The following is a 24,196-nucleotide window of genomic DNA, read 5'->3' as shown; positions in this document are numbered from 1 at the left end:
ATCTAGTGTGCTGTGCGAACGACCGCACCGTCGGTGTCGGGCAAGACCCATGGGGCGCCTCGGTTCAGCTAACAGCGGCTGTCGGGTCAGCTGCTCGGGTGAAGTGAGTGTAGCGCCGCACCTGAAATGCGGCGCGCCCCCAATCCAAGGGCCTGAATGTGACTGGAACGCCAATGCCCTCGCCAAGGCGAAGTCGTACCAGGAGACTATGGCCATGTCGCCAGAGTCGATTCGTGAGCAGCTCACCAGCGAGCATGGGGAGCAGTTCACCGCAGAGGAAGCCGACTTCGCAATCCAGCACTTGAACGGCTGACCAGTCGTCGAGCGCAACCAGCGCATAGCGGCAGACGTGCTCGCCGCGTATCGAGCGGGACGGAACTGCCTCGTTCTCTCGACCCGAGTTGAACATGTCGCTCGGCTCGCGGCGCTCCTGGGAACGGAAGCCGCCACGGTCGTTGTCCTGCACGGGAAGCTGGCCCCCAAGGAACGGCGCCGGATCCGGACCGAAATGTCCGACCGGGACCCCTCCGATCCGTTCATTCTCGTGGCGATCGACAAGATCGCCGGCGAAGGTTTTGACCTGCCCAGCCTCGACGCTCTCTTCCTCGCCGTTCCGATGGCGTTCAAAGGCCGGATCGTGCAACAAATCGGCCGCATCTCCCGCGCCTCCCGCCCCGCGACCGCAAAGCCCGGCCCTACCACGTCACAGGTGCACGACTACTGGGACGCCGAGGTACCGGTGTTTGATCGAATGTTCCGCAAGCGCCAGCGTGTCATCGCGAAGTTCGGCTTCACCGCGTCGGGCGAGGCCGACGCTAGGCCCCTGCCATCGGCCTCGCGACAAGTGCCCTGATGAGCGCAGCCAGTCTGTCCGCAGGGACGCCCGCGTTGGCCACGACAAGGCCCTGGCGCGCCGAGTCCGCCAGGGTATGCAGGATTCGAGCGGCGTCGAGCCTCGTCCCGGATACGGGAGCGGTTCCGATCTTCCAGCCACCGAGCTCGACCGGGGGCACGCGGACCACGAAACCAAGTGGAGTTCCGTCCGTCAGAATCACGCCAACATGGAGGACGATCGGATCAACAGAGAATGCAAGCCTGAGGCCTGGAACGGCATCAAATCCGCGGCCGCCGACGGTAGCCGTCTCGAATCGCGCACCATACGAAGGCACCAGAATGTCAATTTCGAGATCGCCCTTCACATAGTGATTGCCAGTCGTGTCCGTGTAACCCGCATCGACCAGGGCGCGGTGGATCGGTTGCGTCCCGTGGATCGGCGGTGAGGGTTGAACTCCATTTCCTCCGCAGCCCTCATTCTTTTCCTCCAGGAAGGCCAGCGCCTGACCACTGACTCCCGATCTGACCCAGCGCGAGGCGCGAATTCATTCGCTGCTCGGCCTCAGACGAAGGCGACCGCGCGCACCGGCGCCCCGTCGCCGCCGAGTCGCAGGGGGAAGAAGCCAATCCGCACCTGTGAGGGCAGGTCATCCAGGCCGCAGAGGTTCTCGACGATCAGCCCGCCGCGGCCCAGCACGACCTCGTGCACGGGGAAGGCGGCCGACGACGTACCGGTCGGGTCGGGACTCAGCGTGTCGACCGCGAGGATCCGCATCCCGCGAGCGACGAGCTCGCTGGCAGCACCGGCATCGAGGGCCGGATGTCGCACTGCGCGTGCGTCGCCGAACCACCGCGCCCAGCCCGTGTCGATCACGACTATCGGGGGCAGTCGATCCGGTAGCGGATGCTCCGCATTCAGCCGGTCCCACCCGTATACCTCGCCCTCGGCGAGCGCTCGCACCCGCACCACCAGCGCATCGCCGAGGAGCTCGTCGAGGGCCACATCGGCCATTGTCCGGCCACCGGCGACGGTATGGGACGGCGCATCTATGTGCGTCCCGGTATGAGACCCCATTCGCAGCCCCGTCACGGCCACCCCGTCGCGGTCGAGGTCCAGGGCGGCGTCGACGTGGACCGCCGGGTCGCCGGGATACACCGGCATCCCGTCGGTGATCGGGTGGCTGAGGTCCCGGAGCGCCGTGCGCGGCGGCGCTCCAAGGCCGTCAGCGAGAGGTGTCGGCATCGGCGAGGTGCCGGCTGGGCTCGAAAGGAGTCTTGCTGCGGCGCGCGAGCGAGAAGGCCAAGTACACGGCGAAGGTCAGGAGGAATGCGGGAACGGTCGCACCGAACGGAAGCGGCCACACGTACGCCCACACGTAGGCGGACGCCGCACCGGCCACCCACGACGCGACAGCGAGCCAATTGATGCCGCCGGTGTACCAGTAGCGACCGCCCTGGGCCTTCAGGATGTCGGCGCTGTAGCTGCCGCGCGCGACGATGTAGTAGTCGACGATCATGATCGCGAAGATCGGTGCGAACAGGGCGCCGATCGTGACCAGGAACGTCGTGAACTGGGCCAGCAGCCCGAAGAAGGTCGAACCGATGATCGAGATGAGCCCGAGGACGATCGCGGTGGACAGGAACTTCACCCGGCGGCCTGGGAGCGCGTTGACCACACTCGTGACCATGCCGTAGACGACCATCGTGTTCGTCGCCATCACGGACAGGAAGATCGCGACCGCGAACAGGGCACCGAAGGGTTCGATGATCGTCACAGGGTCGAACGGCATCGCGTCGCCGCCCCCCAGGACGACGTAGCCGATCGCGCTCGCTCCGAGCGACATCGAGATCACCGTCGACAGGGTGTAACCGATTCCCGAGCCGACCACGCCCGCGCGAGTCGTCGATGCGAAGCGGTTGAAGTCGGCCGAGAGCACCGTCCACGATATGGCGGTCGCGACCACGACATCGAACGCCAGTCCCGGGGAGTAGAACGGCTCGAGCGGCGCCGGGATGGCCGCGAAGTCTGCCGGCGAGAAAGTAGTGAACGCCACGACGAAGATGTAGGCGGCGATCGCGAGGATGACCACGGCGAACCACGGTTCCACCCGAGCGACTCCGGCGTGGCCGAAGATCGCGAGGATCACGACGATCGTCTGGCAGAGCACCGCGAAGATGACGGGGTTCGAGAACCCGGTCATCGACGCGACGATGTAGTTGAGGGCGATCCCGGCGAGCATCGCCTGCACCCAGCTCCAGCCCATGAGGATGACCACGTTGGCGGCCACCGGCAGCAGGCTCCCGCGCGTCCCGAACGGTCCGCGCGTGATTGCCATCGTCGGCAGGCCGGTGCGCGTTCCGATCGCGCCGACCGTCACGAGCACTGCTGCTCCGACGATCGTTCCGCCCACGATCAGAGCGATGACGAGACCGAACGGCACATCCGGCACGAAGAGCGTGCCGGTCAGAAGGGTGGTGACCACAAGGTTCGCGGCCAGCCAGATCATGAGCACGCGGCCGAGCGAGTAGGTTCCGCGAACCGGGCCCGCGTCATCTGAGTTGGTGTCCAGTCGGCGGTCGAGACGGGTGTAGAGCGACATCTTTGGGCTCCTCGATGAAAGGGGTCGGGTCAGGGCTGGGGTGAGAGGTGTTCGTGGATGGCGATGAGGCCGCCAGAATCAGACCGGAAGACGATCGTTTCGCGCTCCCGGTAGGACATGGGTCCGTCCGCGGTGCTCACGCTCGTGCTGACGGAGTGGGTGAAGACGGCTCCGCCGGGAAACGCCTGCACCGCGGCCGCGCTCGATGCGCAGGATTCCACGCTCCAGCCGCCGCCCACCCATTCCTTCCACATGGCTTCGTAGGCAGCCCGGTCCTCGATGCGCGCAGGTTCGGTGTGGAAGACGAAGGTTGCGTCGGGTGCGAACAGTGAGAAGTAGCGCGGGCCGTCGGTGGCGGCGAACGCCTCGACGATGGCGGATGCCGCGGCACGGACTGCTTCGTCCGTCGGGGTGGGCAGTGTCATGGGTGTCTCCTGTGTCGGGCTTGTCGGTCGGGTTCGGCACTTCTACGTCGGGTCGGGGCTTTGTCCGTCGGGGTGGGTCACCTCAGGCGCCATCGCGCTCAGCAGCTCGTAGACGACGTGGCTGGCCGCGACCGCGGTCAGTTGGGCATGGTCGTACGCAGGGGCGACTTCGACCACGTCGGCGCCGATGATGCGCAGGTCGGCCAGGGCACGCAGCATCCGGAGCAGTTCTCGACTCGTGAGCCCGCCTGCCTCCGGTGTTCCTGTTCCCGGCGCGTGGGCGGGGTCGAGTACGTCGATGTCGATCGAGATGTAGAGCGGCGCGTCTCCGACTCTGGCGCGGATGCGTTCGACGGCGGCCGCGACGCCGTGCTCTTCGACGAATTCGCTCGTGACGATCGCAAAGCCGAGCCGGGCGTCGTCCTCGAGGTCGTCCTTCGAGTACAGGGGGCCGCGGATTCCGACGTGCATGCTCGCGGTCAGGTCGATGAGGCCTTCTTCGGACGCCCGCCGGAAGGGGGTCCCGTGAGTCATCGGCGCCCCGAAGTACGTGTCCCACGTGTCGAGGTGGGCATCGAAGTGCAATACCGCGACGGGCCCGTGCTGGGCGTGCGCGACGCGAAGCAGCGGCAGAGCGATCGTGTGGTCTCCGCCGATGGCGATTAGTCGGTCGGCGTGCTCGCTGAGCTGGCGCGCGCCTGCCTCGATCTCGGCTACGGCAGCAGCGATGTCGAACGGGTTCGCGGCGATGTCGCCGGCGTCGGCGACCTGCTGGGCGCCGAACGGGAAGACGTCCTGAGCAGGGTTGTACGGTCGCAGTAGGCGCGAGGCCTCGCGCACATGCGCGGGGCCGAACCGAGCACCGGGTCGGTAGCTCACTCCGCTGTCGAAGGGAATCCCGACGATCGCGATGTCTGCCCGCTCGACCTCGTCGAGCCGCGGGAGTCGCGCAAAGGTCGCGATTCCGGCGAACCGGGGCACGACACTCGCGTCCACCGGCCCGCGGGGCTCATCCGTCGCATCTTTGCTGAACGGTTGCATATTTGACAACTTTCGGTACGCTATAGACAACTACAGCGCTCACGGTACGCTGCCCCGGGCAGATCGTCAAGGACGAATGTGTGAGCAGCTTCGAGGAGGAACTGTGCGCGCCATCCACCCCACCGCGGAAGGCACCGCGACACCCATCGGCGCCAAGCTGCGCTCCGCTCGCACCGCTCAGGGCATGTCACTCGCCCAGGTCGCTCAGACGACGGGCCTCAGCAAGGGCTTCCTCAGCCGGGTCGAGCGCGACGAGACGTCACCGAGCGTGGCAACGCTTGTTCAGTTGTGTCAGGTGCTCTCGTTGCCCGTCGGAGCGCTCTTCGCCGAGCCCGATGTTCACCATGTCGCGTACGCCGACGCTCCGCGGATCAACTTGGGCGGAGTGCACGCCGACGAGCGACTGATGTCGCCGCGCGGCGAGGAGCGGGTTCAGCTGCTGCGATCAGAACTCGAGCCCGACGCGCACGGCGGGTCCGATCTCTACACAATCAACTGCGACGTCGAAGCGCTCCACGTCGTCTCGGGATCACTCACCGTGCGATTCGCCGGTCGCACCGTGGCCGTCCACGCCGGCGACGCGCTGACCTTCCCCGGTCGAGAGCCGCACACCTGGCAGGTCGAGGGCGGCGAGCCGGCCGTCGTGCTGTGGGTCATCGTGCCCGCGCCGTGGAGCGGCTCGGCCTGACCGAGACCGCGTCGTATTCGAACCCCAGCGTCCAGTTCAGCGCAGGCAGGGGCGCGGCCGCCCCGAAATCGTTGAGGAATCCGCGGATGGCATTCAGGAGCCCGGCAGATAGAACCCTCTCCAGGTCGGGACCGAGGCCGGTCATCCACTTCGTCCCTTCCGCAGCGAGGTGGTCCGCCACAGCTTCGTCGACGCGTTCGAGGGCGACGCTCGGGCCGTCGAACTCGGCCGCCCGCAGCGCATCCGGGTCCACGTCGACCGCTTCACGCTAAACCCTGTCCGCGTCTCACTCTGAACGTTAGGCTGGCCAACAGAACCCTTGAGATCGGAGGACCAGCATGAATGGTGACGGCACACAGAGTGAACCGATCCAAGACCAGCATTCTCAATCGGACGAGGACAAGGTGGCGGGGATTCTCGCACAGGAGGAAGCAGACCTCGCCGGCCACAGTGAGCCCCAAGTCCTCGACGCGCTGCGTGAACGATTCGCAGATGCTGGACACACCGTGAGCGAAGAAGCACTCCAAGACCATGCGCGTCGAATCGCCGGCCTCGACCCGAACGATTTCTCCAGCAAAACACGGTGACTTCCTAACGACGATGCAGCGCCACCATCGCGGATTCCGACAGGGTTCTGCGTGGGCATTCAGGAACGGCGTAGGAACCGGATCAGAACCGCGGACCCAGGCCAGCGACAAACAGTAGCGTCGCCGCTGCCGGCCGAGCACCCCTCGACATGTGCGAGTCCTCATCGCGTCGGCGGAATCTGGACGGGGCGGCCTGGGTGCGAGCCTCTTCGGTCACCCCACTCTCGGCGAGCGGATCGGCGTTACTGCCCATCAAGGCGGCCACCCGTTCTCCACCGCGTCGACGCGGTCGGATGCCAGAAGCGGGAGCGAGTGAACTCTAACTCTCTCCCGGCTTCATCAGCAAGGGGGTCGCCCCGTCCCCTTCCGAGTATCGCCAAGAACACGGATCTCAATAAGAATCGCTCAACGATGGTTCGGCGACCGCAAGGTGGTGCGCGAGGGAGAACGCTCCGCACGGTCCCGGATGCCCCGGAGCATCCGCTCGGTCATGAGGAAGCTCACCATCTCGATCGGCTCCACGAGCACCTTGGCCCAGTCGGTGAGGTGCCGTACCGCTCGTGAACGACAAGCCGCGTCGACCCCTCGGTTCGAGGTTGAAGGACAAACGCCCACGTGAAGTCGTAGGGTGCTCCGGCGCCCGTGCCGTCGAGGGCGACCGCTCCGCCCAACACGAGATGGTGCTCATCCTCGAGATGGACAACCGACAACACGACCTCGGGAGCAAGATTCACATCGTCGCCGACGGAGCGGATCTGTAGTTCGGGCTCGACAGTGTCGACGCTGTGAATCTCGACGCCGGCGAGGTTCTCGACCCAGTCGTAGGTGTAGAAGCCGCCGCGGTTCTGGCCGAGCTGCGCAAGCCAAGGCCACACCTCGGAAGGTGTCGCAGAAATCGATATACCGCGGGTCGCTGTGAGGTCGGGGTTGGGCAACGGAGCTGCGGTCCAGCATTGAGGGTGCTTCCTCCTTGTCTCTGATCTTGACCGGGATCAGCCATTGGTCCCACACGTCCGGGGTCAAGAACACGAGCATGCGGTCGTGGATCTCACCTGACGCATCACGCGCTGCACGCGTGATGATCGTGAACGTGATCTTCCACATGTCGTCCTTTTGGCGGGCCGCGTAGAGGCCGGCCGCAGCCAGCACATCGCCATCTCCGTGGATGAAGTAGGGCTGCTTGCCGTCTTCCAGCCAGAGGAGCGCCCACAGAACGTTCCGTTGGTGGCGGATTATAGTCAGGCCTCGACGGCCGAGCCTGTCGTGCCAGACGGGGCCAAATAGCCGTCGTCTCGGTCGTGATCGGTCGACGTCTCGGCCAGTGGTCGGCGAGTCAGGCGTACGAGCGCGCTCGCTCGTTTGCTCGCTTGCTCGCTGCTCGCTGAGGGCGCAGTCACCGTCTCACTTTGCTGAGATCGACGAGGGCGACAGGCTCACCTGGCGAGCTCTGCTAGCTCCTCGGCGAGCAGATCCTGCAGCGTGGCTAAGTCGGGGCAGGCATCGGGGTCGGCGATGAGAGTGATCGTGAGATCGCCTGCGTATGAGAGCACGGTGAATGAGACGGTCACGTTTCCCGTCGAGGCGCTCAGCGGGACAATCGCGGTGACCGGGCAGCCAAAGATTGACAGGCGCTGTTCTGGCCCGCGCAGACTGCTTACAAAGGTGTGGATTAGACGCTGCCGGTCGACGAACCATTGGAATAGTCCCAGCTGGGCGAGTATCCGAAAGAACGGGCCGAGCAGGGCGGTCGTCGCACCGGGCGACGATCGTTTGGCCTTCCGGGTCCCCTCTGCTACGAATCGCAATCGACTCACCGCGGCGCCGACTCCAGGCACCCGGATCGGGATCACCCCGCTGCGATTGCCCAAGTCTCCGTGCGTCGCGGCGCGCCGCTCGGAGAACGGCACCGAGACGATGAACCGGTCGACAGCCTCGCCGCGCAACGCGAGGAGCCGGTGCAGCGCGCCACCGATCGCGGTAAGCACGACGTCGTTGACCGTGGCTTTCTGGGCGTGACCGGCGTTGCGGATCCCGACCAGCGCCACCGTGACCGTAACGAGGCTTCGTCGCGGGCCGGTCGGCCGGTTGAGCGAGGTTGGCCTCAGGCGCGTCCACCGCACCGACCGCAATTCCCGGGCCGCGTCCTGGAGGCGGCGCAGCAAAACGGGGAGACCTCGCAGCGAACCTAGCCGACGGGTCCAGGCGTCGATGGCGAGCTGGCGAATGGACGCTTGCCGCCGCGGAAAATCGGATTCACGCGTCTTCGGGCCCACGGCCCGGGGCTTCCCGGTGGCTTCCGACTGGTCTACGAGCCCGCCCAGCACAGCCAGGCCAGCCACGCCATCGGCGAGCACGTGGTGAAAGACGACGATCAACGCGGCTTGGTCCCGCGCTACTCCGGTGACAAGTGTGGCTGCCCAGAGCGCACGGGTGCGCGGCAGCGGAGTGACCAGCAGCACTGCGGCTAGATCAAGTACCGCCTGCTCGTCCCTGGGGGACGGGCAGGGGATGACGCTCACATGCTCGGTCACGTCGAAATCGGCATCGTCTACCCAGATCGGCCGCCCACAGCCGAACGGCGCAGGCACGAGCCTCTTCCGTAGCCGCGGCACGCCCGGAAGACGCTGGGCGAGAAGGTCGACAGCCCGCTCGACATCGAGCCCAGTCCCCGAACCGAGCACGTCAACCGTGTCGATCATCAGCACGGCACCCACCTGCAACGGCGAAGCTCCGTGCTCGGTTGCCAGCGACATCAGATCGTCGGTACTCACCCGGTCGATCGAAGACGACACCCCCATATCTCCAAACTATACCCACGGCAATCGGGTATGTCGCGCCTGTGATTGAGCCTGGCAAAAACACGGACAATCTCGACCATCGGCGGTGTGGCGAACCCCGACAAAAGCCGGTCTCTCGGTGCGTGGATTTGGTGACGGATGTCCCATCACTGGTGCCACCGGATGTGCGGCCTTAGGATCCTTCGGCTCCGATCCATCCGAACAGCACGTTGGCAATACGGCCAAGAGCGCGGGCCACTTATCAAGAGTGCCCGCACAACGTTCGCTATCCGATTGGTCCTCGTCCGGGCGGCTTGACGGCCTGACCATTAGTCCGATCGCTCGAGGCTCACACCGACGGCAGCCGGCAGGGGTGCGCGGCACCCGAGCCGCGGGAGTACGCTGCGACGAATGACGGGACGCTGACGACCCGAGGAGGTGCCGGTGGGCCATGCACGGACGGGGAGACTCGTCGCATTCGAGTGGCTGGTCATCCTCGGTCTCGTCACTGGTGGGGTCGTCTTCGGGGTCCTGGGAACGGGCTCTGCGGACATTGACCTGCCGGAGAACCCGCTCGATATCAAGGTCGGGCAGAGCGTCGCAGAAGGGGCGCCAGAGGCGTCAGTAGATCCACTGGATAGGGATGTCATCGTGCGGCTCCAATGGATGATGTCGTCAAGCGGTGAAGTGGAGATAAATGCGTTCGCCACGAGTCACGCAGAGGCTCCCGATCCTCCTTTCACGATCGTCCTTTACTGTGGCGCCCGGTTGAACGACCTCGAAGGGATTGCGAAGAACCTCGATGGCACCGGCATCCAAGACATCTTCGCGGCCGCCGCGATGGACCATGTCGAGCGGGGAAAACCGAGGGGCGAGCCCGCCAAATTATCCACGTCGTAGGATCGGCGCAATTCACCGGATTTCTGGAAGGCAACTGGACAGACGCAAAGGCAGGCCAACGAGTCGCGCGAACACCGTCAGTCGGGTACTCGGGAGCGGAGCCCGACCTCCTTGAGGTCTCGGCGGAGTCGAAGTTTTTGGCGATTCTCACCGCACCAGCAACCGCCCTGTTCGAGAGTGCGACACCTGGTCAACTGGATGAAGGTGACGTGGTGTACGGCTCACCGAACGCAATGATCGACCGGAATGACAATTATGAGCTCGCTGCCGTGCAGTGGGAGACCGAACCAAAGCCGCTCAACACCCAGACCATGCTGCTTGGAAGCGGCATCGCCCGGTGGACTCTCCTGGGAGGGCAGGCGAGGGTTCCGTCCGTCAGAATCACGCCAACATCGAGGACGATCGGATAAACAGAAAAGGCGAGCCTGAGTCCTGGAGCGGCATCAAATCCGCGTCCGCCGACGGTAGCCGTCTCGAACCGCGCACCATCACTCCCGCGGGCGTTCGAAGTGGGTGGGGGCACGGGCATCCCAGCAATCACGCGGCTACGGCCGTTCATGGTGAGCGCAGACGGCTCGGAAAGCGAAGAGATGCTCGCCCCCAGGAACCCCGGATGCCGCTCGCGACATGGACGTACTCCCCTCCCCACCCGGATGTGAGTTACGGCCCTGCCCGTCGCGGCCCTGCCCGTCGCGGCCGGTCTAGAGGTCTACGAGGTCGCGCCACTGTGCGGCAACGGACCGCAGCTCATGAGGGTGGTTTCGACTTCGCTGCCGGGCCACGCCGTGTTCATGTGAACATCTCCCGCGTCCACGGCGATCGTTCTGGGTAGGCGTTCGCCGGGTCGGATGACGAATGTCGGCTCGACGGGTTCGGCGATAAGTCGATTCGTTGGCCTCACGGGGGGCACGGCAAGACGACTCAGATGTTTATCGGGCCGGGCGACGGCGGTGCCGGCGTTGGTTCGCCGTTGAGGATGGCGTTCACGATCTTTTCCGCACGTGGAACTAGGGCATCACCGGGGTAAAACTCTTCATAGAGTTCCTCCGCGTCCTCGAGCGTGTGCACCTGACAGAGAGCGAGCAGAAGCCGGATATCGCGAGTGTCGCGTCCGGGGCGGTTCGCGCGAAGCTTCATTGCAAGCATCCCCTGTTTGGATGCCACTTGAATGACGATGCCGTCCTGATCGTAAATTGTCTCCCACTCGACGACGCGGCCGAGGGTCGGGACGGCATCGGCCTTCGTGACCTCGAAGTTTAGCCACTTCGCGTCCCACCCATGCTTCAGTGCGACTCGTTCGGCGGCGGCAGCGACGGAATCGTCCGAGCCGGGGCGGACGTGAAGGACGTCCAGGTCCTGCGTGGTCCCCCGATCGAAGTAGCACAGGGCGAGCGCCGCACCGCCCACGAGACGGATGCCGGCCACCTCACCCGAATTACGAAGCTCGGCGACGAGATCACGGAGGCCGATGATGATCGCGTTGCGGTCCAGCGCGGTGCCGGACATCAGACGCTCGCGAAGGTATCTGCCCATGCAAGAACGCCGCGTTCGGCGAACTCGTTCGGCACGTCATCACGTTCGGGCGCGGGGTCGGCCGGGTCGACCCGGAACACGACAGGTTCGGTCAGTGCGCGATCGGGGTTGTTGACCCATCCAGGCAGCGGGATGTTCTCTTGATTGAGCCGCCATGCCACGAGAGCCGCGATGGCGGCATCCCACATATGATCGCCGGTGGGTTCCGGCTCTGTCAGCCCAAGGATTCCTCGAACGAGTCCGTGTTCGGCGATGAGATTATCGTTCAACTGAAGCAAAGCCCGGAGCGCGCGGTCTGTATCCTTCGCTCGAAGATACTCTCTGATCGCCTCTGCGGCGCTGGCAGCGTCATCACGACGCGTGGGAGCGGCATACAGGCGGTGTCCGGCGCCGGCAAGCAGCCGATCGATCGTACTGTAGGCAGCATCCCGTCCACGCTCATGATGGGAGACGCTGGCCTGGTCAATGCCGGTTAGCTCTGCGAGTCTCGCCTGAGTGAGGCGTTTGCTCCGGCGAGCGGCGCGGACGAGAGTAGATGAAGCTGCCACAATCGCCTCCTCCTTATTTCCAATATGACTTTCACATCATATTCTAGCGCGCACTCGATGCAACCCGTGCCTGAGGGTCTGGCCTGCACCGGCAGGATTGGCCTGCAGGGACGCCACTGCCCCGAGGTTTCGATACTCAGGTCTCGACGGGTTCCGGGTCAGGGCTTCGGGTCAGAGCCAGCCTCGGTGAGTGACCAGGCCGTGACGGGGACTTCGCCGCCCGCGACGTTGCGAAGCTCGTCGACGAACCGGCCCTGTAGGCGTTATTGCGCCGCCAGAGTGTCTCAGTTAAAAAAGCGAGCATGGATAATCTTCGGTTCAGCGTCGATGTCGACGCTCCCGCGCAGCACGTCTGGACGTGAATGGACGGGCGCCTTCCACGAGGGATCGACCTACGAGGGCGGCTGGAACGAGGGTGACGAGATCCGCTTTCTTGGCCCGAACGACGACGGCAGCGTTGCGACGGTTGCTTTCCAATGGGCGGCTGATTTCTTGCCACTTTCGGTCACCCTCGCAAGCCAGCGAGTTTTTCACTTGGTCAGGGTTTGTTTCTGACCTGGCCGGTGCGATTCCCACCGCGCGGCATACGTTAATCAAACGATCGAATCTCGTTGCGCGTGCGACCTACGGATCTCAGCACCACCGGCAGAGGAGTAGAAATGTCATTCCAAGCGTACCTCGACAACATCGAAGACAAGACGGGACTGACCCCGCGCCAGTTCATCGCGCTGGCCCAGGCGAAGGGTTTCGACGATCCGTCCACGAAAGCCGGGGTGATCGTCGATTGGCTAAAAGCGGACTTCGACTTGGGCCGCGGCCATGCCATGGCGCTGGTGCACGTCATCAAGAACGGCGAAAAGATCGACACCAAGCATGTGGGTACCGGTACGGCGCACAGCGACCCATCCGACACGCTGTGGCTCGACGGGAAGCAGAACCGCCCCGCGTGAGCCATTCGCACCTGGCCGCCGCTGTTCGTTTGGACGGCTCTCAGCTCCCGCTGACCGTTCGGTTTGGGGGCACTACGCCTCACGCTTCGTGCGGGGCCAGGTGGCGGGGTTCCTCTCCCAAGACCGGGAAGGCCCTGTTAGGATCGCCTGCCAGCAGGGCGGCGCCGCGATTTCGATTCCACGCTCATCCGACGGATCGGAGAAACGTCAGCGTGCGGTGCAGTAGCAGCGCGGCCGCGGCCGCGTCGTACGACGGCAACGAGCTGTCGGCGAAATAGTGTTTGTCGCCGGGATAGAGGAAAAGCTCAGCGGAACCAGTCGACTCCACGAGCACCCGTGCTGCGTTGATATCGCCCTCGCCGACGAAGATCGGATCGGCGTTCATGCCGTGCACTTGTACCGGCACGCCGTCGGGCCAGGCGGAGCCGAACTCCGAGACTGGGACGCAGCTACCTCCCACCCATCGCAGCCGAGAGCAACTACTACTCACAAACGCCCACCATCACCGTGATGGAAAGGACCTACCCGAGCCTCCACAAAACCCGGGGCGAGACACTTGAGCAAGGACTGAGCCGGCCATCCGGCCACCGGCGGCCATGCTACGCGTTCAGCGCGATGGTCAGCCGTTCGATTCCAAGGTCAGCCCCGTCGATGGCGGGGACGATTGTCCCATCCATTCGGATGGCCCCGATCGCGTTACCGAGCAGCTGGCGGTCCCGCTTGCTCATCTGCACGGCCAGCTGGTCTCCACGGGTGACCAGGGTGCTGAGGACGGCGAAGTCTATGAGATGCCGTTTGACGCCTTGGTCAAGCGGCACGGTGAATGCGGCAGCTTTGAGGACGAGTGCTCCGAGCAGGTTCGGCCGCCAGATCTGGGCCTGGCGCCCGTCATGGTTGACGGTGACCAGCTCGGCTCGGTCGATTGCTTGGTTGGATCCTCGGGCTTCCAGGGTGGTGCCGCCTGTGACTCCTCGTCGTGCTGCGGCCTTCTCACCGACGTGCTCGGCGATGAGGACGTCGATGGTGGCATCGCCACGGGTCCACCGGTGCTGATGGCCTTCTGGGCTTTCACCGGCGGACTCGAAGCCGATGTCAACGAGGGCCTTGGTGACCTGATGGAGGATGGTCGGCTGCGCGCGCACATCCAGGACAGCATCCGCGTCGTCGGTCGGCCGGTTCGGCGTGGTGTCGCGTTCGACGCACCAGATGTGCACCATCTGGCCGCCAACCAGGCACCAGTTATTCGGCACCTTCTCGGATAGGTCGAAAAGGGCGTGCCAAGCCAGCGAGGACCTCGGACCGAGTACCGGCATGTCGATGACGGTCATCGGTTGCTCAGCAGTTCCTTGATCCGCTGGCTTTCGCGTGGCCCGGCGTGGTCGGCGAGGTCAGCGAGGACAAGGCCCAGCGGCCCTCGCCCGTCGGCGTCAGCTTGGACGCGAGCCAGGTGGAGCCAGACATTCGCGTTCTTCGCCTTCACCAACAGGTACTCGTTGATGAGCTGCTGGGCGATCTCGGGGTCAACATACGCTTCAACCTCATGTTCGCTGCTGAGCCCCGCGCGGTCGTCACTGATTCCGGAGAGGACTATTCGCTTGTCGCTGCGGAGGTCACCGAGATCATCGGCGTTCGCGTGCAAGGCACGGACCGGTGCGCGATTCCGGAGCCAACTGGCAAGGAGGAGGGCCGGCGCATTGCTTTCTGCGAGGGCAGCGCACTTGCGATTCAGGAGCCAGCGAGCCTTCGCCTCCATGTTCTCGGGTTCGACGCCCGACAGCAGAGCGATGAGCGACCATGAGTTGGCCGGGCTCAGCGGGCGGGAGAGCGGAGGCTGCCGCCGGAGCTCCGACTCGTCGATTCCCCAGCTTGAGCCGATCTTCTCGGCATCGACCTTGCCCTCGCGGATCAGCTGGTGCACGCGCGCGACAGAGATGTCCTGGCGGGCGGCGTACTCTTTCACACTCAACATGTCACAAGGGTACAACCGCTGAAACCCTTGTGACAAGCGACAGCACCAATGAATGTGTCAGGCTCGTCCAGATGAGGGACGGCCCAACTCCCGGCCCGCAGCGCGACCACCTCCGTCGCGCCCTGGTCCGCCAAGCCCCTGTGCAGTCCTGTCACACGAGGTTTCTGGGTCATGACGGGGGGAGCCGGCGCACAGTCGTGGAATGACCGCGGACCCGACGCGGTCCTGACCGGCGCACCGCGCGTCACCTCGGCAGCCGCGTCGCAAAGCTCGGGCAACTCGCCAACTAAACTGGTCGTTTGCCCACGGAAGGAACCTCAATGAGCATGGAAGGCGCGGCCTGGAGCTCGCTGCACAAGATCTCGACCGCCAGGGACGGCAAGCACGGCTTCTCCCGTGAGTCCGTGCGGCGGATCATGACGTTCGCGGTGCCCTACCGGTCCAAGCTGCTGATCTTCATCGCCCTCTCCATCGTGGGAGCTTTCCTCGCGGTCGCGACGCCGGTACTCGCCGGCCAGGTGGTCGACGTCATCGTCGCCCAGGGCGAGGTCACCACGATCGTTTGGCTCGCCGTCGTCATCGCCCTCGTGGCCGTGGCCGACGCCGCCGTGTCACTCGTGACGCGCTGGTACTCGGCGCGGATCGGCGAGGGCGTGATTTTGGACCTCCGCACCTCCGTCTTCAACCACGTGCAGAAGATGCCGATCGCGTTCTTCACCCGCACGCGGACGGGCGCCCTCGTGAGCCGCCTCAACAACGATGTGATCGGCGCCCAGCAGGCCTTCAGCGGCACGCTGTCCGGCGTGGTCACGAACCTCGTGGCGCTGACGCTCACCCTGATCGTCATGCTCAGCACGTCCTGGCTCGTGACGGTTCTCGCCATGATCATGCTCCCCATCTTCCTGGTACCCGCGCGCCGCATGGGCAGCCGCCTCGCCGCGCTGCGCCGCGAGGCCGCCGATCACAATTCCGCCATGAGCACGCAGATGACCGAGCGCTTCTCCGCGCCCGGCGCCACCCTCGTCAAGCTGTTCGGCCGGCCCGACGAGGAGGCCGAGGAGTTCCGCGTCCGCGCCGCCCGCGTCCGCGACATCGGGGTCCGGACCGCGATGCTGCAGTTCGTCTTCTTCACCGCACTGATGCTCGTCTCCGCACTCGCCCTCGCCCTCGTGTACGGGCTCGGCGGCTCCCTCGCACTCGCCGGCCAGCTGAATACCGGTGACGTGGTCACCCTGGCGCTCCTCCTCACCCGCCTCTACGCGCCGCTCACCAGCCTCGCAAACGCACGGGTGGAGATCATGAGCGCGGTGGTCAGCTTCGAGCGCGTCTTCGAGGTGCTGGACCTCGACCCGCTCATCAAGGAGAAGCCCGACGCCGTCGCCGTCCCCGAAGGCCCAGTGGCCGTCGAGTTCGACAACGTCCGCTTCGCCTACCCGTCCGCGGACAAAGTGTCCCTCGCCTCTCTCGAGGAGGTTGCCACGCTAGACACCCGCGGCGGCGAGGAGGTGCTGCACGGCGTGTCCTTCAGGATTGAGCCGGGGCAGACCGTTGCCCTCGTTGGTACGTCCGGTGCCGGCAAGTCCACAATTGCGCAGCTCCTCTCGCGCCTGTATGACGTCGACAGCGGCGCCGTGCGCCTCGCGGGGACGGATGTCCGCGATGTCACTTTCGTCTCCATGCGGCACAGCCTGGGCATGGTGACGCAAGACGGCCACCTGTTCCACGAGACCATCCTCTCCAATCTGCGCCTCGCGAGGCCGGAGGCGTCCGACGACGAGGTGTGGGACGCCGTCCGCCGTGCGCGGCTCGAGCCGCTCATCCGGTCCCTGCCGGACCAGCTGGACACCATGGTCGGAGAGCGTGGCTACCGGCTGTCCGGGGGTGAGCGCCAGCGGATGACCATCGCGAGGCTCCTGCTCGCCCAGCCGCGCGTCGTCATCCTCGACGAGGCGACGGCGGCGCTGGACTCGACGTCTGAGGCCGCCGTGCAGGCGGCGCTCAGCGAGGCGCTCGAGGGACGGACGGCGATGGTGATCGCACACCGCCTCTCCACCATCCGCAGCGCGGACCTGATCCTCGTGGTTGAGGACGGCTCGATCGTGGAGCGCGGTACGCACGAGGAACTGCTGGCTGTGGGTGGGCGGTACGAGGAATTGCACCGGACCCAATTCGCCGTGCAGAAGAATGATGCGGCCGATGAGGAAGCGCTGAGCCGGACCTAGTCGCTGAGCTCGGTGCCCCTGCCCCGAGCGTCTCGGAAAGTCGTCTCATCACGTTTCGTTTGATGGGGACTGATGACGACTGGCCTGACAGTACGCTGGGGTCACCAGGCCCCAGAGGCGCTGAGTCGCTGAGGAGGCACCATGTTCAAGCCATCTCGATCAATCACCACGGCGATGCCGTCGGATCTCGCTATCTCGCGCGCTGCGGCCCGTCGCCCGCTTGAAGAGGTTGCAGCCGACATGGGCATCGGTCCACACCTGCTGGAACCGCACGGAAGTGCGGCGTCGAAGATCTCCCTCGATGCGATCGATGAGCTCCGTGACCGTCCACGGGCCAAGTATGTCGTCGTCACCGCAATCACGCCGACTCCACTCGGGTCGGGCAAGACGACCACCGCGGTCGGGCTCGGTCAGGGCTTCCGGCACATCGACAAGCTCGGGATCGTCGCGATACGGCAGCCGTCGATGGGGCCGACGTTCGGCATCAAGGGCGGAGCCGCTGGTGGCGGCTACGCTCAGGTGGTCCCGATGGAGGCACTGAACCTGCACCTGACCGGCGACACGCACGCCGTTACCGCGGCCCACAATCTATTGTCGGCGATGATCGGCAACCACATCCACAAGGGAAACCGTCTCGGGTTCGACCCCCATGAGATCACCTGGCGACGTGTCCTCGACGTCAACGATCGCGAGCTGCGCACCATCATCACCGGGCTCGGCGGTCCTGACGACGGCAATCCGTTCCAATCCGGTTTCGACATCACCGCAGCCAGCGAGGTGATGGCGTTGTTGTCGCTGTGCACGTCGTTGCGGGATCTCCGTGAACGGATGGGAAGAATCGTCGTCGGCTACAACCGCGGCGGCGAACCGGTGACCGCCGAGATGCTCAAGGCGGCCGGCGCCATGACCGCGATACTCAAGGACGCCATCAAGCCGAACCTGATGCAGACCGTGGAGCAGACGCCAGTGCTCGTCCACAGCGGTCCGTTCGGGAACATCGCCACCGGTAACTCCTCGGTCGTCGCCGATCTGATCGGCATCCATGCCGGCGACTACCTCATCACCGAGGCGGGGTTCGGTGCAGACATCGGCGCGGAAAAGTTCTTCAATATCAAGTGCCGTGCCTCCGGGCTGGCGCCGGATGCCGCCGTCATCGTCGCGACCGTGCGTGATCTGAAAACTCACTCAAACAAGTACCGGGTCGTCGCCGGCCGACCGCTGCCACCGGAGATGCTCGCCGAGAATCCCGACGACGTCATCGCCGGGGCAGCGAACCTGCGCCGGCAGATCGCCAACATCCGACGGCACGGAGTGACGCCGGTCATTGCGGTGAACGCATTTCCCACCGACTACGACAGTGAGCATCAAGCGATCATGGACGTCGCGGCAGAGGAAGGTGTGCGCGCGGCGATCAGCTACCACTTCACCGAAGGCGGCAGGGGTGCGGTCGAGCTGGCCGAGGCGGTTGCGGAGGCCTGCGCTGAACCGTCGAGCTTCCACCGGCTCTATCCCGACGAACTTCCCTTGGTCGACAAGATCGATGTGATCGCGCGCGAGATGTACGGCGCCGACGGCTTGGACCTCTCGCCTCTGGCAGCTCGGCAACTCGACAAGTACGAGCGGGCAGGCTTCGGCAGCCTGCCGGTGTGCATCGCCAAGACACACCTGTCCCTGTCGGCCGACCCCAAAATCAAGGGAGCACCCACCGGGTGGCGACTGCCGGTGCGTGAGGTGCGTGCGTCGATCGGGGCCGGGTTCATCTATCCCATCTGCGGCGACATGCGCACCATGCCTGGTCTCTCGTCCGCACCGGCAGCCGAACGCATCGACATCGACGACAACGGCGAGATCGTCGGGTTGTCCTGATCGGCGGACCCGGCCGGGCACGTCGGGCTTCTCGATGAAGCCTTCCCCGCCCACGAACCGGCAGTGAACGATGGTCTAAAAAGCCCGGAAGTCGAGCATCGATTCCTCGACGGCGAGAACCGACCAGGTGCCGCCCTCGGCATCCGTGAACGCGTACGCGGGGACCACCAGGACGCTCCCGTCCGGCTGCCACTGGCTGGCGAGACCGAGCTGTGCGCTGACGATCTCAACCTTGTTCACGGGCCATGAGACCGAGGTACCGGCGACTGGTGTCGCGGGTGGCTCCATCGGCGCCACCCACTCCTCGGTCGTCAACGCCTGATCACGGAGGGCCATCGGCAGAACCGTCGGTGCTCCGCTGAACCGCGGGTCTGAGAGTCGTTCGAAGCCCTCTTGCTCACTTACCACCGGGTACATCCCCAGAGCAACGACGTCGGCGAGGGCACCGTTGGCGGAGACGACACCATCTTCTGCCATCTCCAATGACCAACCTTGGTCGAGCTGCTGCCCGTCGATGACCGGTTTTGCCTCGGCGGCTCGCGTGGGAGAGCCTTCCCACACCTGAGAGGTAAATTCGAACGTGGCGGGGTCCCGGCCGGCGGCGACGAGGAGCGCGCGAAGTGCTCCGATCGCAGCGTCTTCGCTGGGCGGCTCGCTGGTCGGCTCGCAGACCTGATCACCCTCGCACTGCCACGGGTTCACCTCCGGGTTCTGGAAGTAGAAGGACAGCATGCCGTCGAGACTCACTGACAGGCTCGGGGCGCTGCCGTCCTGCGGGCCGGCGACCCAGCGGCCGTCTCGCAGTTCGACTGGTAACCCGATGCCGAGCGCCGCGGCGAGCGCGGTGACCTTGTCTGAGCTGGATGCCGAACGGGGGTCGTAGGCGTAGGACTGAGCTGTGCCCGTCTGGGTGCCAAGACTGGACGCGCTGAAGGCGTTCCGGCCGGATCCGTAGGGGTAGGTCAAGGGAGACATCTTCTGGTCGGTAGCGGCGCCAGAGCCCACGGCTGGCTCTATTCCGCCTTGCGTAACGCTTTCGGGGCCCCCGTTGGACTGCAGAGTGATGGGCGGTGCAGCGCCGTCGGCGAGGCTCATTGGCCCGCCTGTGGTCGCTCCGATCCCGTATCCCGCGCCACCCACGATCGCAATCGACGCCGCGACCGCGACGAACGGGAGCCAGCGTGGCCGTCGGCTTGCTCGTGCCTGGGCCAGGTCGGCCGCGGGTGCCGATCCGGCCATCGGTTCAGCCTCAGAACCGGTCATCCGAGCGACGACCTCGTCGGCGAACCCGGCACGCGCCTCGACATCCCCCGCTGGGTCGGCGGCACGCAGCCGGGCAACCAGGTCTCGTTGTTTGTCGTCGTCGTTCATATCGATCAGCCTCCGGAATTTTCGGTTCACCTGTTATATGTGCGGGGCGTGCCGAATCTTGCAGAAGCCCTAGAACGACATCCGCTCGCCCCAGGCTTCTCGCAATCGCTTACGCGCGCGCGACAGCGCGGCGTCCGCCCCGGATCGGGAGATACCGAGCACGCCGGCGAGCTCGGCCCCGTCGAGACCTTCCCACGCGTGCAGGAGAAGGATCTGCCGGTCTCGCTCCCCCACGCTTGCAAGCGCACCGCGGAGTTCCGCATCGAATAGGAGGTTCAATTCCGGATCGCCGTCGATTCGAACCGCACCCGACTCGGGCACCGCGTCGACGGGAAGATCGATGTGCTTCCTGCGCGAATTCGCGAGGGTGAATCCCGCCGTGCGATACAGCCACGGCAGCACCGCCTCCCGTGGCAGGTCATTGCGCCGTCGCCAAGCTGTCGCGAAGACCTCAGCGGCCAGATCCTCGGCATCCTGACGCGGTCCGCGGCGGGCGAAGTAGCGCACGAGCGCAGTCGAGTGCTCCCGGACGATCACGGTGAACCAGTCGACATCGGCCGCCGTCTCGGCCGGGCCCGCGCTCTCAGGCATCGCCGCTCCCTCGCTCATGTCGGCGGTGGCTGGGGTGTTGGCGATCCTCACATACTGAATATGTCGCTTCCGCCGTAAGTCTTGCACGCAGCGCCCCGAATTTTCGGAGGTCGCGTCACCATCCTGCTGACGAACTTCAACCCCCGCAAAAATCCCGCTCGCAATTCAAGAATTGCGACCGAAACCGGACGCGAGAACTCTTTAAACCAGAAATCGCTCCTGAGAAGCCTCAGGAGCGATTTCTTTTTGTTTCGACCGGACCGTTTCGTGAAGAGTTTCGCGAACGCCCCCTTTGGTGGGCTGTTCACGGAAGGCAGCATGGCGGGGAAGTTAGCGCTATCGGAATAGCGTTTTCCTCGGCCAGCTGACATTTTTTCCTCCACAAGAACACAACCGACGACCACCGAGAAGTAGGGCTACTCTCACCAGCATGACCGAGCCAAGAGAACTCCGCGTGTTGCTTGTGATGTATGACCTTCCAAAGTGGCTGCACAAATATCTCCACTCCCTATTCGATGGCAAGAAGGATGCCCCGCGAAGCCTTGCTTACTTCGACGATTGGATCAGAGTTCAACAATCCGTGTTACTCGTGCTGACTCACCTCAGGCCCGATGCGTTGAAGGAGAACATCTTCGGGATCATGGCTCTCAACGCCCGCCTCCTGAATGATCTAAACCAAGGCATCCAGGACGTGGTGAGCGCCCCGCGCATGTTCGTCCTCGATGTGACAGAGGCTGACTACGCAGGCACCGGCCTGAAGGATGGATGGGAATGGTATGAACTGGCGCGGCGGAAGGCTTTGAGCTCCCGACTGCCAGCCCAGCATATGGAAGGCTAGGAGCAAGTTGCTCGGTCCGTTGATTGAGATAGATGCGATCGGAGCGGCCCTCAACCCAAAGAACGGCATTGTCTGCACGAGGTCTGAGGTCGGTAGCAACCGGCGCAGGATCAAACAACTCCGCCGCACTCGTATCGGCGCTCGTCGAGGACCTCGTCGAGACCGCCCGGCGTATCGCCGCGCGAAGCGCGGGTGCGCGACTCGACCCGCCTCTACTGCTCGCGCTCGACGAGATCGGAAACCTCGCACCACTCCCCTCCCTCCCCACTCTCATGGCTGAGGGCGGTGGCACCGGCATCACAACCATGCCCGTGCTGCAGTCACTCGCGCAGGCACGCACGAAGTGGAGCGACAACGCAGCCGGCACCCGCCGACCAATCGCCGTCGGCTCAAGAGAGGAACATTCACGTGCGCACTGCCCACTCGATCGCCGCCCTAGCCCTTGCTCTGACTCTTGGCCTGGTCGGCTGCGCCTCTGCGCCGGCGACTCGCGTAACTCCCGAGAGCAACGCTCCCGCGACCAGCGCCCCAAAGCGCGACCAGAGCTCCGAGCAAAATGTCACTGAGTACCCCGCCACTGTTCGGACGAACTTCGTGACGTCGTGCGAAACGCAACCTGGCGCAACTACGTCCATGTGCGATGTTTGTTTCGACTCCGTCGAAGAGGCGTTCACGTATGACGAATTCGTGAAGCTCGACACCGCGATTCGGATGGGAACGGCATCACGTGCCGACAGCGACAAACTTGCCGAAATCGTCGCCGATTGCGCTTGATGACCTTCGCGACCCCCGTCGAGNAGTGTTAGCGGCCATGCCAAACTGCCCATAGGCGGCCACGGAACTGCCCGCTGACGGCCAGTAGAACTGCCCGTTGGTGGCCATGAGATCTGCCCACTTCTTGTTCTGAACCCTGCTGCTTAAGCGGCGGGAGCCTCTCCCTGGGGTTTGATTGCGGTGTCTAAGACGCATCAAAGTCGCCCAGGAAGAGGCCCTGAATGAAGCATGACGGAGAAATCATGGAAATACTTGCTGCCTACGATCTGACCAGATCGTTGCGCGCCACAGCCGAGCTCACCGGCTGCTCGCACCACACCGTTGCCCGCCACGTCGAGGCCCGCGATGCGGGCAAGCCGATCGCGGAGCCGGCGTATCGGGGCCGGGTCACGGACCCGTTCCTGCCCAAGATTGAGGAATGGGTCGAGGCGTCTAAGGGCAAGATCCGCGCCGACCGGGCCCACGACAAGCTCCTCGCCCTCGGTTACACGGGGTCTGAGCGTTCGACCCGGCGGGCGGTATCGCAGGTCCGGACGGCCTACCGGTTTGGTCGGGTCCGGGTGCACCGGCCCTGGATCACGGAGCCGGGGATGTGGTTGCAGTATGACTTCGGCGATGGCCCCGTCATCAACGGCCGCAAAACGGTGTTGTTCGTCGCCTGGCTGGCCTGGTCGAGGTTCCGGGTCGTGATCGCCCTCCGGGATCGGACGGCCCCGACCGTGTTCGCTGCCCTTGATCGCACGCTCCGCATTCTTGGAGGAGCTCCGACCTATGTCCTCACGGACAACGAGAAAACGGTCACCGTTTCCCACATCGCCGGCGTCCCGGTGCGCAACCAGCAGACCGTGGACTTCGCCCGCCACTACGGCATCACCGTGTTGACCTGCCAGCCGGCGGACCCGGCGACGAAGGGCGGATCGGAGTCCTCAGTCAAGGTCGCCAAGGCCGACATCGTGCCCCGGGACACCAACCTGCGCCCGGAATACGCGTCGTTCGCGGAGGTTGAAGCGGCCTGTGAGGCGTTCATGGACGAGGTCAACAACCGTGAGCACCGGGTCACGCGGCGCAAGCCCGCCGCGATGCTCGAGGAGGAACAGCCGCGGCTGCACCGGATCCCCGACACCGCCCACACCGTCTCCTTCGGCCTCTCACGGAGCGTCCCGGACAACACCCCGATGGTGACGTTCGAGAACGGCCAGTACTCGGTTCCCGCGCATCTGCTCGGCGCGCGGGTCTTCGTCCGCAGCCACGGGGTCGGCGAGGGCGAGCAGGTCATCGTCGTGCACCACGGCGCCGACGGGCCCGTCGAGGTTGCCCGGCACCCGCGGGCTCGGCCGGGCAGCCCGTCGATCGATGACGCGCACTTCCCCGACCACCGCGAGAGAGTCCCGGGCGACTACGCGGTCAAGGCCCGCAGCGCTGCGGAGGCGGAGTTCCTGCGCATTGGCGCGGGCGCGAAGGCGTGGTTGCTTGAGGCCGCGGCGGCGGGCACGACGCGGATGAACGTGAAGATGGCCGACGCGGTTGCGTTGGCCAAGATCAGCGGCCTGACCGCAGTCGACGAGGCCCTGGGCGAGGCGGCGACCTATGGCCGCTTCGCGACCGGCGACCTCGCCTCGATCCTCGGCTCGAACAGCTCCCGAACCCTGACCCATCGCGCTGACGAGGGGCAGTCGCTCGCG

The 24,196-nt window shown here is 65.1% G+C and carries 26 protein-coding genes and 2 pseudogenes; 13 read left to right on the top strand and 15 right to left on the bottom strand.

Translation table 11 applies throughout. The features are described 5' to 3' along the window. Window positions 1-49: 49 nt before the first annotated feature. The 3 genes from E3O49_RS18830 (at window position 50) to E3O49_RS11820 (ending at window position 1,280) form a co-directional block, all read left to right on the top strand. A complete protein-coding gene (locus tag E3O49_RS18830) occupies window positions 50-313 on the top strand; it encodes an Ltp family lipoprotein (RefSeq protein ID WP_134368073.1) in 264 nt (87 codons plus the stop codon). Between the two features lie 36 nt (window positions 314-349). Continuing rightward, window positions 350-853, top strand: coding sequence for a DEAD/DEAH box helicase (locus E3O49_RS11825; protein ID WP_160141106.1), 504 nt, complete (start codon window positions 350-352; stop codon window positions 851-853). Between the two features lie 76 nt (window positions 854-929). Next, window positions 930-1,280, top strand: a complete 351-nt coding sequence (locus tag E3O49_RS11820) for a hypothetical protein (RefSeq protein ID WP_134451665.1) — start codon at window positions 930-932, stop codon at window positions 1,278-1,280. A 116-nt stretch (window positions 1,281-1,396) separates the two neighbouring features. On the opposite strand, the gene E3O49_RS11815 is transcribed toward E3O49_RS11820, so the two are convergent. From E3O49_RS11815 to speB, 4 genes are read right to left on the bottom strand one after another with little or no spacing between them, the layout of a single operon-like run. Then, window positions 1,397-2,077, bottom strand: coding sequence for a cyclase family protein (locus E3O49_RS11815; protein WP_134368075.1), 681 nt, complete (start codon window positions 2,075-2,077; stop codon window positions 1,397-1,399). Next, the gene (locus E3O49_RS11810) at window positions 2,058-3,434 is read right to left on the bottom strand and encodes a purine-cytosine permease family protein (protein ID WP_134402306.1); all 1,377 of its coding nucleotides are present in this window, start codon (window positions 3,432-3,434) and stop codon (window positions 2,058-2,060) included. The genes E3O49_RS11815 and E3O49_RS11810 overlap by 20 nt, the downstream gene beginning before the upstream one ends. Before the next feature lie 29 nt (window positions 3,435-3,463). Beyond that, the gene (locus E3O49_RS11805) at window positions 3,464-3,859 is read right to left on the bottom strand and encodes a YybH family protein (protein WP_134402305.1); all 396 of its coding nucleotides are present in this window, start codon (window positions 3,857-3,859) and stop codon (window positions 3,464-3,466) included. Window positions 3,860-3,901: 42 nt separating this feature from the next. Continuing rightward, window positions 3,902-4,900 (bottom strand): agmatinase, encoded by a 999-nt coding sequence (gene speB / locus E3O49_RS11800; protein ID WP_134368078.1) that lies wholly within the window; start codon window positions 4,898-4,900, stop codon window positions 3,902-3,904. Window positions 4,901-5,003: 103 nt separating this feature from the next. Here speB and E3O49_RS11795 point away from each other — a divergent pair, with 103 nt between their 5' ends. Beyond that, window positions 5,004-5,588 carry a helix-turn-helix domain-containing protein gene (locus E3O49_RS11795; RefSeq protein ID WP_134368079.1) on the top strand — a complete coding sequence of 195 codons (585 nt, stop codon included), beginning with the start codon at window positions 5,004-5,006 and terminating at the stop codon, window positions 5,586-5,588. Here E3O49_RS11795 and E3O49_RS11790 read toward each other — a convergent pair. Next, the gene (locus E3O49_RS11790) at window positions 5,554-5,841 is read right to left on the bottom strand and encodes a hypothetical protein (RefSeq protein WP_134451663.1); all 288 of its coding nucleotides are present in this window, start codon (window positions 5,839-5,841) and stop codon (window positions 5,554-5,556) included. The genes E3O49_RS11795 and E3O49_RS11790 overlap by 35 nt on opposite strands. Before the next feature lie 85 nt (window positions 5,842-5,926). Here E3O49_RS11790 and E3O49_RS11785 point away from each other — a divergent pair, with 85 nt between their 5' ends. Beyond that, window positions 5,927-6,175, top strand: coding sequence for a hypothetical protein (locus tag E3O49_RS11785; RefSeq protein WP_134368081.1), 249 nt, complete (start codon window positions 5,927-5,929; stop codon window positions 6,173-6,175). Between the two features lie 500 nt (window positions 6,176-6,675). Here E3O49_RS11785 and E3O49_RS17160 read toward each other — a convergent pair whose 3' ends face one another. From E3O49_RS17160 to E3O49_RS11775, 3 genes and pseudogenes are all read right to left on the bottom strand, one after another. Beyond that, complete coding sequence (locus E3O49_RS17160) at window positions 6,676-7,110, bottom strand: hypothetical protein (RefSeq protein ID WP_241978602.1); 435 nt, start codon at window positions 7,108-7,110, stop codon at window positions 6,676-6,678. 19 nt (window positions 7,111-7,129) lie between these two features. Next, window positions 7,130-7,369: pseudogene (locus E3O49_RS18825) on the bottom strand (SOS response-associated peptidase family protein); the annotation flags it as partial. A gap of 239 nt (window positions 7,370-7,608) precedes the next feature. Beyond that, window positions 7,609-8,946, bottom strand: coding sequence for a wax ester/triacylglycerol synthase domain-containing protein (locus tag E3O49_RS11775; protein WP_160141105.1), 1,338 nt, complete (start codon window positions 8,944-8,946; stop codon window positions 7,609-7,611). A 450-nt stretch (window positions 8,947-9,396) separates the two neighbouring features. Between E3O49_RS11775 and E3O49_RS11770 the strand changes: the two genes are divergently transcribed. Continuing rightward, the gene (locus tag E3O49_RS11770; protein WP_134368083.1) at window positions 9,397-9,852 is read left to right on the top strand and encodes a hypothetical protein; all 456 of its coding nucleotides are present in this window, start codon (window positions 9,397-9,399) and stop codon (window positions 9,850-9,852) included. 921 nt (window positions 9,853-10,773) lie between these two features. Here E3O49_RS11770 and E3O49_RS11765 read toward each other — a convergent pair. Next, entirely contained in the window at window positions 10,774-11,385 is a 612-nt protein-coding gene (locus tag E3O49_RS11765) for a hypothetical protein (protein ID WP_134451659.1), read from the bottom strand. After that, complete coding sequence (locus E3O49_RS11760; protein WP_134451657.1) at window positions 11,358-11,933, bottom strand: helix-turn-helix domain-containing protein; 576 nt, start codon at window positions 11,931-11,933, stop codon at window positions 11,358-11,360. Before E3O49_RS11760 ends, E3O49_RS11765 begins: the two co-directional genes overlap by 28 nt. 659 nt (window positions 11,934-12,592) lie before the next feature. Here E3O49_RS11760 and E3O49_RS11755 point away from each other — a divergent pair. Beyond that, window positions 12,593-12,883, top strand: a complete 291-nt coding sequence (locus E3O49_RS11755) for a DUF4287 domain-containing protein (RefSeq protein ID WP_134368086.1) — start codon at window positions 12,593-12,595, stop codon at window positions 12,881-12,883. A 184-nt stretch (window positions 12,884-13,067) separates the two neighbouring features. Here E3O49_RS11755 and E3O49_RS11750 read toward each other — a convergent pair whose 3' ends face one another. From E3O49_RS11750 to E3O49_RS11740, 3 genes are all read right to left on the bottom strand, one after another. Next, on the bottom strand, window positions 13,068-13,277 hold the full coding sequence (locus E3O49_RS11750; protein WP_255572884.1) for a dienelactone hydrolase family protein: 210 nt from the start codon (window positions 13,275-13,277) through the stop codon (window positions 13,068-13,070). Between the two features lie 205 nt (window positions 13,278-13,482). Then, window positions 13,483-14,211 (bottom strand): hypothetical protein, encoded by a 729-nt coding sequence (locus E3O49_RS11745; protein ID WP_134451655.1) that lies wholly within the window; start codon window positions 14,209-14,211, stop codon window positions 13,483-13,485. Beyond that, window positions 14,208-14,843, bottom strand: a complete 636-nt coding sequence (locus tag E3O49_RS11740; protein WP_134368089.1) for a hypothetical protein — start codon at window positions 14,841-14,843, stop codon at window positions 14,208-14,210. Before E3O49_RS11740 ends, E3O49_RS11745 begins: the two co-directional genes overlap by 4 nt. A gap of 329 nt (window positions 14,844-15,172) precedes the next feature. On the opposite strand from E3O49_RS11740, the gene E3O49_RS11735 reads away from it, so the two are divergent. Further along, window positions 15,173-17,074: an ABC transporter ATP-binding protein gene (locus E3O49_RS11735; protein WP_134368090.1), complete on the top strand. Its 1,902-nt coding sequence runs from the start codon at window positions 15,173-15,175 to the stop codon at window positions 17,072-17,074. A 141-nt stretch (window positions 17,075-17,215) separates the two neighbouring features. After that, a complete protein-coding gene (locus E3O49_RS11730) occupies window positions 17,216-18,940 on the top strand; it encodes a formate--tetrahydrofolate ligase (protein ID WP_198416886.1) in 1,725 nt (574 codons plus the stop codon). A 75-nt stretch (window positions 18,941-19,015) separates the two neighbouring features. Here the strand turns inward: E3O49_RS11730 and E3O49_RS11725 are convergent, their stop codons facing one another. Continuing rightward, window positions 19,016-20,311, bottom strand: a complete 1,296-nt coding sequence (locus E3O49_RS11725) for a hypothetical protein (RefSeq protein WP_134434255.1) — start codon at window positions 20,309-20,311, stop codon at window positions 19,016-19,018. A 69-nt stretch (window positions 20,312-20,380) separates the two neighbouring features. Further along, window positions 20,381-20,953 (bottom strand): RNA polymerase sigma factor, encoded by a 573-nt coding sequence (locus E3O49_RS11720; RefSeq protein ID WP_244285297.1) that lies wholly within the window; start codon window positions 20,951-20,953, stop codon window positions 20,381-20,383. 379 nt (window positions 20,954-21,332) lie between these two features. On the opposite strand from E3O49_RS11720, the gene E3O49_RS11715 reads away from it, so the two are divergent. The 4 genes and pseudogenes from E3O49_RS11715 to istA form a co-directional block, all read left to right on the top strand. Beyond that, on the top strand, window positions 21,333-21,740 hold the full coding sequence (locus E3O49_RS11715) for a hypothetical protein (protein WP_134451653.1): 408 nt from the start codon (window positions 21,333-21,335) through the stop codon (window positions 21,738-21,740). Between the two features lie 77 nt (window positions 21,741-21,817). Next, window positions 21,818-22,105, top strand: a pseudogene (locus E3O49_RS11710) (TraM recognition domain-containing protein); the annotation flags it as partial. A gap of 43 nt (window positions 22,106-22,148) precedes the next feature. Continuing rightward, window positions 22,149-22,514 carry a hypothetical protein gene (locus E3O49_RS11705; RefSeq protein WP_134451652.1) on the top strand — a complete coding sequence of 122 codons (366 nt, stop codon included), beginning with the start codon at window positions 22,149-22,151 and terminating at the stop codon, window positions 22,512-22,514. A gap of 221 nt (window positions 22,515-22,735) precedes the next feature. Next, on the top strand, window positions 22,736-24,196 hold a 1,461-nt coding region (gene istA / locus E3O49_RS11700), incomplete at its 3' end, for an IS21 family transposase (protein WP_244285296.1).

This window comes from Cryobacterium shii (genome assembly GCF_004402595.1).
In the GTDB taxonomy this organism is placed as follows: domain Bacteria; phylum Actinomycetota; class Actinomycetes; order Actinomycetales; family Microbacteriaceae; genus Cryobacterium; species Cryobacterium shii.
The sequence above is the reverse complement of the archived record's forward strand: the minus strand, read 5'-3'. Positions and strand labels throughout refer to the sequence as shown.